We start from the raw sequence: 12,803 nt of genomic DNA on the forward strand, positions 1-12,803 counted from the left end.
GCAAAAGGAACCACAATTGGAAACGAAATACTCTGAACATCCAGCCATGTTCAAGAATAATCCGCTCGGGTTCATTCTTGCGGTCTTGTTGATTCCACTCGCAATAGGCATTCTGATTCTTCTCATTTGGTATTTGAAGTGTAAGTCCACCACCCTCGAGTTCACGGGTAACGACCTTATTCTTGAGAAGGGGTTGTTAAGTAAAGATCGCACTGAATTGAATGTTAGAAGTATTCGGACTGTGAAGGTCTATCAGACATTTCTCAACCGGATATTCGGTGTCGGGAGGATTTCGGTGTTTACTGCGGGCGATGATGCGGAAATTGAAGCAGCCGGGGTACCACGACCTCATGATCTGAGAGATATGATCAAAGCTCACCTGGCTGAATAACCATGGCCGGTGACACTGGACAGAAAGACGAGAGGGAGGCCAGAACGATCGCGATAGCGCTCATTGTGCTCGTGGCTCTGCTATTTATTGGCGGTTTCTTTGCATTACCCATGCTGGCTGAGTTCAATCAGGTTTACCTGGCACCGGGTGTGGGTATAAAAGATGCTGCGGTCATTGCGTTTACCCTGACTGTCTTGGTTCTCATCGTTTTTGCGGTTGCTGCCGGTGATGGACTACTCGGTGAAATACAATTCTTACTTATTGGGTTTTTTGCCTTTTTCGTTGTCCTCTGGTTGCTGATCTCTTGGGTGTTCTGAAGCAGGGCTCGTGATACGCCCAGACTGGGCGGCATCAGCCCATGGTTTTTGACGGCTTTGACGTGTGTAGACGTTGGCGGCTACCCTTGCGAGTATGCATACCAAGATAAACGACACCAGATACGCAAATGCCTTGTATTGTGAGGCCGAAGGCCTGGAGCTGCTGCGGGAAGCAGTCACATTGGCCGGGGTCAAAGAGTTAAAAGTACCCGAGGTATTTTCGGTCAGTGAAGGTCAGCTTCAGATGACTGAAGTTGATGCATCACCTCCCTCCGACACTCTTTTTCAGGCACTGGGGAAAGGGCTTGCCCTTATTCATCGACTGCCACAAAGCCACGTCGGTTTTCACCGAGATAATTATATTGGTTTGAACCCCCAGAAGAATTGCGAAAGTGACAACTGGGGTGATTTCTTTCTGGAATACAGGCTTGGCTATCAGGTAGGGATGATCAGTGATGCTCGGCTAAGGGAGCAATTCAGTGAGGTACTTCACCTAAAGGGCGACATTCTGGCCGCGTGGTTGAATGAGCATACGGGTGCATCCGCTTTGCTTCATGGTGACCTATGGTCCGGCAACGTGATATTTGATCGGGCGTCGAGTTGGCTGATTGACCCGGCTGTCTATTACGGTGACCCGGAAGCGGACCTGGCCATGACTGAGATGTTCGGTGGCTTTGGAAAGCCTTTCTATCAAGCCTATGAGGCGGTGCGGCCTCTCAGCGCCCTCTATGGTCGCAAGCGAGAGATCTACAACCTTTATCACTTTCTGAACCATTACAATCTGTTTGGTGGTGCGTATTTGGCATCCTGTCAGAAGGCGTTCAATAGCATCGAGAACCTCTAGCCCGGGTGTTCCGTTTACGCCTGGGCACTAGAACAGCGGCGCCCGACTATCGCTTACGGGCGCCGCTTCCGGCCTGGTTATGCTTCGGGTTACTGCCTGGTGAGCTCAATGCCTGAATAGTACAGGCCGGTTTGAATGGCGTCGTCAATTAGCGGTGGAAACGCCGCGCTCCTGTGCGCTACACGATCGTTTAACACCAAAAACCCCGGAATTCCGGGGTTTATTGTGTTTGGAGCACGCTTATAAAATTGATCCGCACTCAGCACGGGCCCTTTAACGTGCGCCACCTCGTGGGGTTTAGAATCCATCCACCGGGCGTTGATGACCGGTGGGTTCTTCAACCGCAACCGCCTGCAGAGAATTGGAAACCCGGGTATTGACGTAATACACCCGGCCTTCGTCTTCGCCGGCGGGTAAAACTTCAATCAGCCGGTGTGGCCCCGGTGCCATACCGCGCATCAGGACGTTATCGGGCGTTGAACCCAGGTCGCCCAGTATGACCAAGCCCAGACCTGGGTTGGTGGCGATCACCGCCCCGATATACCCGTCACGCCAGAGAAATACCTCGCTGAGCTCTGTCATGTTGCTGATGGAATCGCCCTTTCCCGTGGAGGACGCCCCAAACCATTGAGCGTTGGGAATCTCCAGTGAATCGCTGCCATCCATCTTCATGGCGACGGCGTGGTCTTGCCCGGTGTGGTCGGCGCGGTTGTAGTAGATCCAGCCGTTGCGGCTGCCCAGCACGTCGGTCATGATCCCGGCAAAGGTCGTTGTGGTGTCATCCAGTACCTGCCGGTCATTACCGGTTGCGTCCCAGCTGACGACCTCGCTGCCTACCGAGGCCGCCACCCGGCCATCGCCCGCGATGATAAAGCCAGAATAAAAACCCAGGGAATCTTCCTGTTCAGAGAGCAGACTCCAGCTGTCGCCTTCAACACGGTACAAGTTCTGTTGCCCCAGGCCTGATGTGTTGGCTATGCCAAAAAACAGAACGTTGCCTTCGCGTGCCAGATGGCGATCGGCGGGCATGAAAGGGGCTCCCGCAACGCCGGTGGGGAAAATGAGTGGTTCATCTGCTCCATTCAGTACCTGTGTCAGGCCTGAACTTACCGGCGCGGATGGATCATAGCGCCACACTGAAGCTTCCTGCTCTGTACAGTCAGCCTGGTTCAGGACATTAATAACCAGGTATTGGGTCTTATCCGTTAATGGGCCACCCAGCGGAGCGGCGAAACTCGCCTCCCTTGTGTTCGGGAGCAAATTATCTACACCGAGGCTCGTTGAGCCGTTTGAATTGGAGGTCGCGCGCGATAAAAAATAGCCGTTACATAACGTGGCGTCGTCGGTTTTCAGCGTCAGGTATCTGTAGCTCCCGGAATCACTCGCTACATGATCAACGGGTGTAATGTACTCGATGAGTTTTGAGTCTGGCATTAACGGGTCGTCTGCTGCGGGGTAGTCCATTCGCACGAGCATCTTGTTACCAGCCCCACCGTAGCTAAGTTCCGCTCTATCGGCGTTAATATAGGTTTGCCGCAACGTCGCGCCAATACTGCTCATATTCTGTGCTTCGGTGAACGTTTCCGAAGACACCCTTACACCCATTTGGCCGTTCAGAAAGAGGTCTCCATCGGTGCTCGCCCGGGCGAAGCCTTCTGAGGACGCGATGCCGGATTCCCGGTTGTGCGCGAACAGCACGTCTGATACCCGATAGTTATCAACACTGCCGTCGTTTTCATCTATGTCGGCTTCAACTAGTGGCCGGTACAGCGTCCGCCCAATCGACTCGGGGTTGTCGCCCGTTCCTTCCACGGTCAGGTGTTGCCGAAAGATGCTGTCGGGGTTAGCCGGGTTCATCGCATACAGGGCGGAATGGTTGCCGTCATCGTCCTGGTAGCTATTGCTGAAGTACAGTATGTCCTGGTTATCGGCATCGCCTTCCAGGCCGGGTAACTGAGACAGGGTCCAGTCTGCGCCAGATCCGTTGTCGCTACCTCCGGAGTCATCGCCACCTGCGCCATTGCCGCCACCTCCTGAACTTTCCCCGCAGCCTGTGATGACTGCGCTGGCCAGCGCGAGAGCAAGTAATCCATTGATTCTTCCGTGCGAAGTCATTGTCTACCTCGTTATTGTCAGGTTTGTTTTTTACCGCCTAACCATAACGGGGTTGATGCAACACCGGTGTCCTGCAAATGCTGTACACGCCCTCTGACCCGACATCTGTAGGGTACCGGCTTAACTGCGCTATCCCTAGACTTCTCCATTTAAGTGCATACCTTTAATGGAGAAGGAAAATGAACAGTAATGGAATGACAACGGGGCGTTGGCTGCTAGCCGCTGTTCTGATGACACTATTAAGTGCCTGTGGCGGCGGAGGCGGTAGCTCTGACTCTGCTGACGAAGGAAACGGCGATACGGATAGTAGTGAGCCAGTACCCGACACGACACCTGAAGCCTTTATGTTAGGGGTACAAACCAATGCCGAGCTGAGCACCCAGGTACTATCAGGCATTATTACGGTGGCAGGCATTGATTCGCCTGCACCGATAAGCATTACCGATGGTGAGTATGCTATCGATGAGGGTGACTTTACCGCAGAGGCCGGTACCATTGAAGCCGGGCAAACAGTGCAGGTGCGGTTAACCAGTTCAGACACCCCCGCAACCACCACAACTGCAACACTGACCATTGGTGGTGTCAGTGCTGGTTTTGAGGTAACCACCGTCGGTCCGCCTCAGGAAGTAGAGGGTTTTGAGCTTAGTCAAGAAGCGATAAGGACCTTGCGATTCAGTTGGACTGACTCGCCTGGCTCAAGTCATTACAAGCTGATGGAAAACCCGGACGGTGAATCCGGTTTTACCCAGGTCGGCAGCGACATTCCTCAGGGCGCTGAGACCCTGGCTTTGGAGATCCCATTGTTGAGCCGTTTCAATGCCGAGTACCTTCTTCAAAGCTGCAACAGCTTGGGCTGCGTTGACTCTAGCACCCTGACCATCGATGCCGGCCTGAACAATATGATCGGGTACATTAAACCCGATGAGTTACACCATGCGCCCTTCTTCGGCAGCGATGTCAGCCTGAGTGCCGATGGTAATACCATGGCCGTGGGTGCCGGTTCTGCCAGACAATTCACTGGAGGCGGTGGCAATAAAGTCGGCATCGTTTATGTGTTTACGAAGACCGATGTTGGTCACTGGCAACAGCAGCAACGACTGCGTGCCAGTAACTTTGGCAGCGATGACGGTTTTGGAGGCGCGGTAAGCCTCAGTGCCGATGGCAATACACTGGTCATCGGAGCGTCCCGGGAAGACAGTGCCAGCGCTGGCATCAATGGCGATGGAACCGACAATTCGAGTTCGAATGCCGGAGCCGCCTACATTTTTACCCTTAGCGACGGCACCTGGACTGAGCAAGCCTACCTCAAGGCCAGTAATTCGGGCGCATCAGACAACTTTGGTCACTCAGTAAGCATCAGCGACAATGGTTCAATCGTCGCGATTGGCGCATTTCTGGAAAGCAGCTCGTCGTCTGGGGTCAATGGGGAAGACAATAACGATGCCAACCGATCCGGTGCGGTGTACGTGTTCAGCCGGGAGGGTGAAACCTGGCAACAGGACGCCTTTATCAAAGCCAGCAATGTGACCGGTGGTGATCGTTTTGGCGTATCAGTAAGCCTGGATGGTGAAGCACAAACCCTGGCCATCGGCAGCCGAGAAGAAGATAACGGCGCAACGGGTGTTACGGCGGGCCTGTTCACCGGTAACGACGTGGCGGCCAAAAAAGATTCCGGTGCGGTTTACGTGTTCACGCGGGATGGATCAAACTGGACCCAGGAAGCCTATATCAAAGCCAGCAACGCAGAGCAAGACGATCACTTTGGCAAGGAAGTCAGCCTGAGCCGGGACGGCAATACCCTGGCCGTAGCAGCGACCGAAGAAGACAGCCTCTCAACTGGCATCAATGGCGACCAGGAAGATAACAATGCCGTCGATTCAGGGGCCGTTTATGTGTTTAGCCGTACTGAAGGCCTTTGGGCGCAACAAGCTTATTTGAAGGCCAGTAACACAGATGCCGGTGATGGATTTGGTACCGGCTTGAGCTTAAGTGAAAACGGCGATGTACTCGCCGTTGGTGCAACCTCTGAAGCCAGCAACGCGACCGGTATAAATGGCAATGAATTTGATAATACCGCCGCCTCGGGTGCTGCCTATGTTTTTCGTCGCACCGGCTCAGAATGGGCGCAGCACGCTTATCTAAAGGCTACGAACACGGATGCCGGAGATGGCTTTGGCGTCGCCATCAGCTTAAGCAGCGATGGCGAAACGCTGGCCGTTGCTGCCAACGCCGAGGACGGCACCGCCACAGGCACTCAGGCCAGTGCCGAAGAACAAGCTGACAACGACGGAAGCAACACGGGGGTTGTATACCTTTACTGATCATCTGAATCAATCGTGAAAACGGGCGTCTATTGAATAGCATTCAGTAGGCGCCCGTTTACGGTTACCTCTCCATATTCAGGGCCGGATTGCCGTTCGGCCTTTTTTCCGTTTCTACATCGTTCCTCTGCTGCATCACTTCACACTCACTGTATTCCTCCACCTTGATCCGGTAGTTCGGATGGCTCGGTTAGCTGAGCGAGAACGAATTCGGTATAGTAACCGGATTCTGCCTGGATGCGGACATACCTCTCCGGGAGCACTGGCTAATTGGCCCTCTGGCCTTCGTGATGTTTCATTTTTACAAATAATATGCAAAAGCCCACTGGCAGATCAGTATTTTGGATAACCATGCATTGATTGTTTTAATCACGGTCTGTGAGGAGTGTAGTTCCGTTGTTTTCATTGAGGATTAGAATGAGCAAATCAAATGATTGAGACTGGTCGACTTGTACTGAGGAAGCCCAGGTCGGATGACTCCGATATCATAGAAAAAATACTGTCGTCTCAGGAGCAAACCAGGTTTCTTCCAAACGAGGCGCCATATACCCTCTACCAACAGGGCGAGTATCTGAACAACCGGATTGAGCACTGGGCACGGCATGGGTTTGGAACGTTTATACTGTGTTTAAAAGACAATACCTCAGTTAAAGTTGGCTTCGCGGGTGTTGAGTATGCTCCTAACCCTGACTTTGTAGACGTACGATTTGGTATCGCCAAAGAGCATGAAGGGCAGGGTTACACAACAGAAGCAACAGAGCGACTAGTAGAGTGGGTTTTTGGATGCACTGATATAGATAAAATTTTTGGTGTGTGTATGCCTGATAACCATGCATCAAAAGCAGTGCTCAGAAGGCTTGGCATGGTGATGGAGCATAATGTTGATCTATACCAATGTAGAGGGCTTGAGCACTACAGTATTGAGTCGAGTAATGAATATCGAGTTGGTTACCCAGGCTGTGTTGACTGATTGTATTGGTAGCGGCAACTTCCCAGCTAATCATAATGGCTTCTGCATATATGACGTCTGAATCAACCTATGCTCCACACATTAACCCCGGAGATCGAGTGATCCTGTTTGACGGGGTCTGCCGGCTCTGTTCTGCCTGGGCACGTTTCCTGATCAAATTTGATAAGGAGCGCAAGTTCAAGTTGGCTACCGTTCAGTCACCGGAAGGTCAGGCCATTTTGCAATGGTATGGACTGGCAACTGACCACTATGAAACCATGCTGCTTGTTGAAGGCGCGAGCATTTATACGAAGTCTTCCGCATTCTTCAGAGTGATGCGCAGATTGCCATGGCCGTGGCCATTGGCATGTATCGGCAGGGTTGTACCATCGATTATTCGGGACTGGCTTTATGATCGCATTGCATTAAACCGCTACCGGTTATTTGGTCGTTATGAGGCTTGCGTTGTGCCGACCAAGGACCATGAGTCGAGGTTCCTGGGTGAATAATACATATTTTAGTTATGCCGTGTGCCGCGTCACCATTGCCGTTGTCTGGTTATACCAGGGCCTGGTCCCAAAGTTGCTCTATATGCATGAAGATGAACTGGCAATGAGCATGGCTGCCGGGTTCTCACATTCTGAAGCGGTTAATGTGGCGACGATCGGCGGGGTATTGGAAGTTGGCATGGCTGTTATGGTATTGATATTCTGGCGACAAAGGTGGCCTTTGTATCTGACAGCTATAGCTATGCTGGGTTTGCTGTTTTTTGTCATTCTGGTTCAGCCTACATTGTTAGTCGCAGCGTTTAACCCTGTGACAACGAATATTACTGTGCTGGCTCTTTCGATAGTCGGATTACAGCTACACCACCGATAAATAGGGGCGTTAAATTTACCTAAGGGTGGTATGGCGTTTGTCGAGATGAGTGACTTAGTACGCAGTAAGTAGAAATATACTGTGAGAGTGGGGATTGAATAAATCATGGCAATAAGTGAATTCGAAGAAAAACGATGCGTGCGAGAAGTTGAAAAGTTTATGGAGGCCAAAAGGCCTCCTCCGCAAGTACGCAATCAGATTGATTTCGGTTATCGCATCGATAACCAAAGCGTTGAGTTATTTGAAATAAGACCGAAGCGGGATGACCAGAAAGTCAGGATGGAAATTCCGTTCGCTAAAGCTACCTACGTCAAGAAAGAAAAGCATTGGAAAATATACTGGCAGCGACAAGACTTGAAATGGCATGTTTATAAGCCAGTACCGGAGGTAGCATATTTTGAAGAGTTTTTACAGGTGGTTGCCGATGACGAGCATGCCTGTTTCTTTGGCTAGCCAGCCATTCCGAAACCCGACGTTTCATTGAGCAGGCGATTAAAGTGGAAAATGGTGAGCGACTAACCATTTGGAGAGCTCTGTCAGACTTGTTTCTTGATACCGAGATCGACGAAGTAAATTTCAAGCACATCGCCAGAACCATTGACGACAGCGGTTTCACGCTTGAGCAGACTGAGGCTATTCTGTGGTATGAAGTGTACCCGGCGCTGGAATCTAACCTCCGAAGTCCTGCAGGTGTTTGGAGCGGTTGGTCGGATGAGTGGCTGGCGAAAACCATCGGATCAACTCCCCGGTCAAAAGCTGTTAAAGGCAACCGTTCCGTTGTTAAAGAGATCAAAAGGTGCTGGTGTGAGGTTTGTGGGTATAGCGAGCGTGGTGCAAAGTAGGAAAGTTGTTCGGGAATCCGGGCTGTGCGATAACCAGAGTGGTTAAGGCGTAAAGCCCGATCCATCAATACTGCTTCCCGAATCACCCGGATAGGTCTATTGTTGATACGTTATGAAAATAGTGAATACAAAGGACGTATCATGAAACATCAATTAACGATCCTATTGGTGGGGGCTGGCTTTATCCTGGCAGCCTGTAATGACACAACGCCCTCTTCGACTGATGAAGAGTCGGCGTCAGTAACCCAGGATATTGAAGCTCTGGTTGATCGCTTGAATGCACTGGAAGCGGAAAATGAGCAGCTTGTTCTTCAGGTAGCGGCTATGCAGATCTCACTGGATGATGCCAATAGTCAGGATACACTGCTGGGTACTCGGGTCGAACAGGTCGAGGAGCTTCTTACCTGTGTGGATTTTGACAGTGCGAATTTAACTCTCATCGTAGAGAGCTGTAATTTGATCGTTCGTGATGGTTCGGGGAATACTGCGAGCACCACAGGCCTGGGTAACCTGATCATTGGCTATGACACTGATGAAAGTCTGAGCAAGAATAAAACTGGCACCCATAATCTGGTCGTGGGGGATGAACATGAATACAGCTCGTACGGTGGTTTGGTCGCCGGTCGGGCAAACAGCGTGCATGGCCCCTATGCGTCGATAACGGGCGGTAGAAATAACGTTGCCGGGCTCGATTATGCCAGCGTCAGTGGCGGTAGAGGCGTCGTTGTGAACGAAGAGGACGCCTGGGCGGCAGGCGATATTGCCAGCGATGGATCTGAAGTCGTTATCGACACTGGGTCCATTAGTTTGAGTTCGAGCCAAAGCATAGATATCGAGGCGGGAGCCGCACTTAGCCTGGAAGCGATAACCCTTGTTGAAGTAACGTCTGCAGTAAGTGTGGATATTTCTTCTGGCGCAATCACTGACATTGACGGATCACTCATTCAAATAGGCAGTAATGGAATGCCAGCCGCACGATTGGGTGACCTGGTCAGCGTTGGAGGAGCAACCGGTGCAATCATTGAAGGGTCGGCGACAGTATTGATCGGCAACTGACCGCTACCGGTGTAGCTCACTGTGCGGATCTGCTGCAGGCGGCATTTCTGCTCACCTGCTACAGATTAGCTTTCGGTGCCTTCGGCGGTTGGGTCTTGTCTTGACGCCAGGGGGTGCCATTGCAGGTTGGGTAGCTGCTGCAATTTGGCAGGCAGCCTCGGCACGGGAGCCGGTTCGGTGTAGAGGGTGGCGTCGCGTGGGGTTGTGACATGGGCTTCTGCTCTGTTTGTTAGTGATGAACGTTGATACGGGTCACCCCTGCTTTTAGACGACCTCAGTCCTGGCAGTGTTGGCACTCCGTGTGTGAGTGGATGCTATTGGTCAAGGCGTTCAGAAGTCCTGTATCGGTCGTTGCTGCCACGCCATATCAACAGGTCCGTTCAGGCATGGTGAGACAGTCTGCTACGGTAGCCCAGCCGCGAGGGCCCGTTGGTCAATTGCCTGAGCGGCGGCTTTATTGGATAATCGCCGCTTTGCAGCGCGGTATTGGATAAGTTGTCTCATGGATTTGAAGGTTGGCCACACACGCGTTTCAGGCGGGTTCACGCTGGTTGAGCTGGTTCTGGTAATAGTCATTCTCGGCCTGCTGGCAGCCGTTGCACTCCCTCGCTTTGTAACGCTTTCATCGGAAGCCCGTATAGCGACCATCAACTCGGTCGCGGGTGCGATGAAAAGCACCGTTGGTATTGTCAGAAGCAAAGCCTATGTCAGCGGTCTCTCGCCTGCTGCCAGCAACCCTGGCGGCAGTAATCAGCTGGATTACGTGATAGAGACCGAGGTTGGGCGGTCGGAGGTAGACTGGCGTAACCTCTGCCCCGAAAGCCAGGCCGAGGTGGGCGACGCGCTCACCATGCTGGATTACATTTCTCTGCAAGCCGGCAGCAGTGCCAGTCTCAAGACGTTCGTTGATAACCGGTTTACCCGGGTAGGGTTTAACCTCCCGTCAGATCCCGGACCGGGTTGTTACGCTGAATACGATTCGTTTGGCTTCCCCGACTGCACTGTCACCACCGTTACTGCCGGCTGTTGAGCGTCTGTTTGCCGCCCAGCTTTGGGGGTGGGCCCTATTCCGACACCTGAACCTCCCGGGTATGGGCATCCACGATGGCCTGGTACCTTTCGCTTTGAAGGAGGGCGTTGTGTGCCTCATTGAAGCGGTCTACAAAGGTTGCATCGACCGAGGCTTTGGAAAAAATGATATACGCAGGGTCGGATGACAATTTGATGCCGGTGCTGACAATTCTGTTCTGAAACCCCAACTGGCTGATTTCCATTAAACCGGTCAGGTAGCTGGCCGCTACGGCGTCAATGCGATCGCGATCGAGCATTTGCCATAGCAGAGGGCGGTTTGGCACCAGCGTCAGCCTGCCTTCCAGATCACCGTTTGCCAGTGCTTGCTGGTATTCGGGGCCATAATTCACGCCAATTTGTCCGCCGAGTGTGATATCGCTATCGAGCAGGTCGGAAAACTGCTGCCAGGCAACCGCACCGGGGTTGTCTGCACGAACAAAGATGACGTTCGGTGAGGTGTCACCCTGGTTGGCATAGTGGGCATAGGCTCGACGTTCGGGGGTATCAAAGGCACCACTGACGATATCGACCCGGCCCGTTTGCAACGCCGACAAGGCGCGTGCCCAGGGCATATCGACAAACCGGACGTCGCAGCCCAACTCGCTCAGCACGGTACGTACGATATCGGCGGATATGCCGCTGACACCGCCCGGTGCGTCAGCTGAGGCGTAGGTGTAGGGTGGGTCGTCGGTCCAGCGGAAGGTTTTTACACAATCTTCGGCCAGCGCGGGCGACGCCAGCACACTGCTTAGAATGACACAGCCGGCCAGGCACCGGCCGTAGGGGGATGACGTATTACTCAGCGTCATCAGCAGGTGCTTTATCATTCGGGTATCCTTGTTCGGTAACAGTGTTCAACGGGTCATCGGGCTGTGCGGGTCTTATGAGTTTAGTCGGTCTTTTTTAAAGGTGGCAGCAAAAGTGACCGGACTGGCTATGCTATGCTTCCGCCCGGTTCAGAAAATTGATTCTGGAAACTCTGGAAAACCCCGAAACAGCAGGCTGCTGTTAAGTTGATACTGCCCAAATGACCATACCTGTTGAAGACATCACCGATCCAACCGTCTCCTGCTCAACCTGCCAGGCCTGCTGTTGCCGCCTGGAAGTGATGATTATTACCGATACCGGCGTTCCGGCCCGACACATCGCCGTTGACGAGTGGGGTGGTGAGACCATGCTGCGTTTGGATGATGGCTGGTGTTCAGCGCTGAACCGTGAAACCTTCCTGTGCACCATTTACGAGAACCGCCCGTTGATCTGCCGGGAGTTCGAAATGGGGTCTTACGAATGCCGGGTGGAGCGTGCAGCGGGCTTGTGAGCCCGTGTTGTTGGCACCGTAAACCGGGAAAAACAGGCCATATGGCCCACTAACCGCGTGATGGCCCCGCCCATGAACGCCACTCCTTACGAATGGCGCCAAACAGGCGCCGAAATGGGCCGGCGGTTTCATTGGCCTGCTCGGCCAGCCGGGCTTCTACCCGACGCCGAAACCCCCGGTACCAGCGCCAGAAAAAGAAACCGGCGACGGCCAGGGCAGTAAAGAAAACAATGCGAACCAAGTTGACCGGCCGGTACCCTGGTTCCACCATTTTCATGTAGACCAAATTGGGAAACAGCGACAGCAACTGGATGCGCCAGCCGTAATAAGTCACCTGTACAAAGGGCTTGTCACCGGAAGATAAAATGCTTTGCGTTCTGGCTGTCATGTCGGCGCTGTCGAACTTGAAATAGGGAGGCCAGTGCCAGCCCGTATCTTCATTGCGGTATACCCGAACCTTGTCTTCTGCCGTAATGGCGTTGATAAAGCGAATATCCCGGGTGTAGGTGGGGGCCACTCGTTCGACGTTGGCTCCTTCATGATCCAGGTAGCGCCCCTTGCGGGTGTCCATCCGTTTAACGTCGGTGCCGGTGAGCTGTACCACGGCTTCACTGGGCAGGTAGTAATCGAGAAAAGCCGTCAGGCCGACTACCACCAACGTGCAAAAAATCCATTTGATACTTGTAAGAAAGACCTTCAT

Annotated in this window: 15 protein-coding genes; 12 read left to right on the top strand and 3 right to left on the bottom strand. The window is 52.8% G+C overall.

The features are described 5' to 3' along the window. Positions 1 to 16: 16 nt before the first annotated feature. From ACHUE7_RS16450 to ACHUE7_RS16460, 3 genes are all read left to right on the top strand, one after another. On the top strand, positions 17 to 391 hold the full coding sequence (locus ACHUE7_RS16450; RefSeq protein ID WP_394170966.1) for a PH domain-containing protein: 375 nt from the start codon (positions 17 to 19) through the stop codon (positions 389 to 391). A 2-nt stretch (positions 392 to 393) separates the two neighbouring features. Further along, positions 394 to 708 carry a hypothetical protein gene (locus tag ACHUE7_RS16455; protein WP_394170968.1) on the top strand — a complete coding sequence of 105 codons (315 nt, stop codon included), beginning with the start codon at positions 394 to 396 and terminating at the stop codon, positions 706 to 708. A 73-nt stretch (positions 709 to 781) separates the two neighbouring features. Then, positions 782 to 1,552: a fructosamine kinase family protein gene (locus ACHUE7_RS16460; RefSeq protein WP_394170970.1), complete on the top strand. Its 771-nt coding sequence runs from the start codon at positions 782 to 784 to the stop codon at positions 1,550 to 1,552. Between the two features lie 297 nt (positions 1,553 to 1,849). Here ACHUE7_RS16460 and ACHUE7_RS16465 read toward each other — a convergent pair whose 3' ends face one another. After that, positions 1,850 to 3,667 carry a hypothetical protein gene (locus ACHUE7_RS16465; protein WP_394170972.1) on the bottom strand — a complete coding sequence of 606 codons (1,818 nt, stop codon included), beginning with the start codon at positions 3,665 to 3,667 and terminating at the stop codon, positions 1,850 to 1,852. Positions 3,668 to 3,846: 179 nt separating this feature from the next. On the opposite strand from ACHUE7_RS16465, the gene ACHUE7_RS16470 reads away from it, so the two are divergent. From ACHUE7_RS16470 to ACHUE7_RS16505, 8 genes are all read left to right on the top strand, one after another. Next, a complete protein-coding gene (locus ACHUE7_RS16470) occupies positions 3,847 to 5,988 on the top strand; it encodes an FG-GAP repeat protein (RefSeq protein ID WP_394170973.1) in 2,142 nt (713 codons plus the stop codon). Between the two features lie 430 nt (positions 5,989 to 6,418). Then, positions 6,419 to 6,958 carry a GNAT family N-acetyltransferase gene (locus ACHUE7_RS16475; RefSeq protein ID WP_394170974.1) on the top strand — a complete coding sequence of 180 codons (540 nt, stop codon included), beginning with the start codon at positions 6,419 to 6,421 and terminating at the stop codon, positions 6,956 to 6,958. A 98-nt stretch (positions 6,959 to 7,056) separates the two neighbouring features. Next, positions 7,057 to 7,446 (top strand): thiol-disulfide oxidoreductase DCC family protein, encoded by a 390-nt coding sequence (locus tag ACHUE7_RS16480; RefSeq protein ID WP_394170975.1) that lies wholly within the window; start codon positions 7,057 to 7,059, stop codon positions 7,444 to 7,446. Next, entirely contained in the window at positions 7,439 to 7,816 is a 378-nt protein-coding gene (locus tag ACHUE7_RS16485) for a DoxX-like family protein (RefSeq protein WP_394170976.1), read from the top strand. Before ACHUE7_RS16480 ends, ACHUE7_RS16485 begins: the two co-directional genes overlap by 8 nt. A 105-nt stretch (positions 7,817 to 7,921) precedes the next feature. Next, on the top strand, positions 7,922 to 8,269 hold the full coding sequence (locus tag ACHUE7_RS16490) for a DUF3024 domain-containing protein (protein ID WP_394170977.1): 348 nt from the start codon (positions 7,922 to 7,924) through the stop codon (positions 8,267 to 8,269). A gap of 44 nt (positions 8,270 to 8,313) precedes the next feature. Further along, the gene (locus tag ACHUE7_RS16495) at positions 8,314 to 8,658 is read left to right on the top strand and encodes a DUF7079 family protein (protein ID WP_463559028.1); all 345 of its coding nucleotides are present in this window, start codon (positions 8,314 to 8,316) and stop codon (positions 8,656 to 8,658) included. Positions 8,659 to 8,799: 141 nt separating this feature from the next. Then, on the top strand, positions 8,800 to 9,714 hold the full coding sequence (locus ACHUE7_RS16500; protein ID WP_394170979.1) for a hypothetical protein: 915 nt from the start codon (positions 8,800 to 8,802) through the stop codon (positions 9,712 to 9,714). Positions 9,715 to 10,216: 502 nt separating this feature from the next. Continuing rightward, positions 10,217 to 10,744, top strand: coding sequence for a type II secretion system protein (locus ACHUE7_RS16505; protein ID WP_394170980.1), 528 nt, complete (start codon positions 10,217 to 10,219; stop codon positions 10,742 to 10,744). Between the two features lie 34 nt (positions 10,745 to 10,778). Here ACHUE7_RS16505 and ACHUE7_RS16510 read toward each other — a convergent pair whose 3' ends face one another. Beyond that, positions 10,779 to 11,612, bottom strand: coding sequence for a substrate-binding periplasmic protein (locus ACHUE7_RS16510; protein ID WP_394170981.1), 834 nt, complete (start codon positions 11,610 to 11,612; stop codon positions 10,779 to 10,781). Between the two features lie 200 nt (positions 11,613 to 11,812). Here ACHUE7_RS16510 and ACHUE7_RS16515 point away from each other — a divergent pair, with 200 nt between their 5' ends. Continuing rightward, the gene (locus tag ACHUE7_RS16515) at positions 11,813 to 12,103 is read left to right on the top strand and encodes a YkgJ family cysteine cluster protein (RefSeq protein WP_394170982.1); all 291 of its coding nucleotides are present in this window, start codon (positions 11,813 to 11,815) and stop codon (positions 12,101 to 12,103) included. A 49-nt stretch (positions 12,104 to 12,152) separates the two neighbouring features. Here ACHUE7_RS16515 and ACHUE7_RS16520 read toward each other — a convergent pair whose 3' ends face one another. Beyond that, complete coding sequence (locus ACHUE7_RS16520; RefSeq protein WP_394170983.1) at positions 12,153 to 12,803, bottom strand: DUF1523 family protein; 651 nt, start codon at positions 12,801 to 12,803, stop codon at positions 12,153 to 12,155.

Source organism: Saccharospirillum alexandrii (assembly GCF_043641555.1).
GTDB lineage: Bacteria > Pseudomonadota > Gammaproteobacteria > Pseudomonadales > Natronospirillaceae > Saccharospirillum > Saccharospirillum alexandrii_A.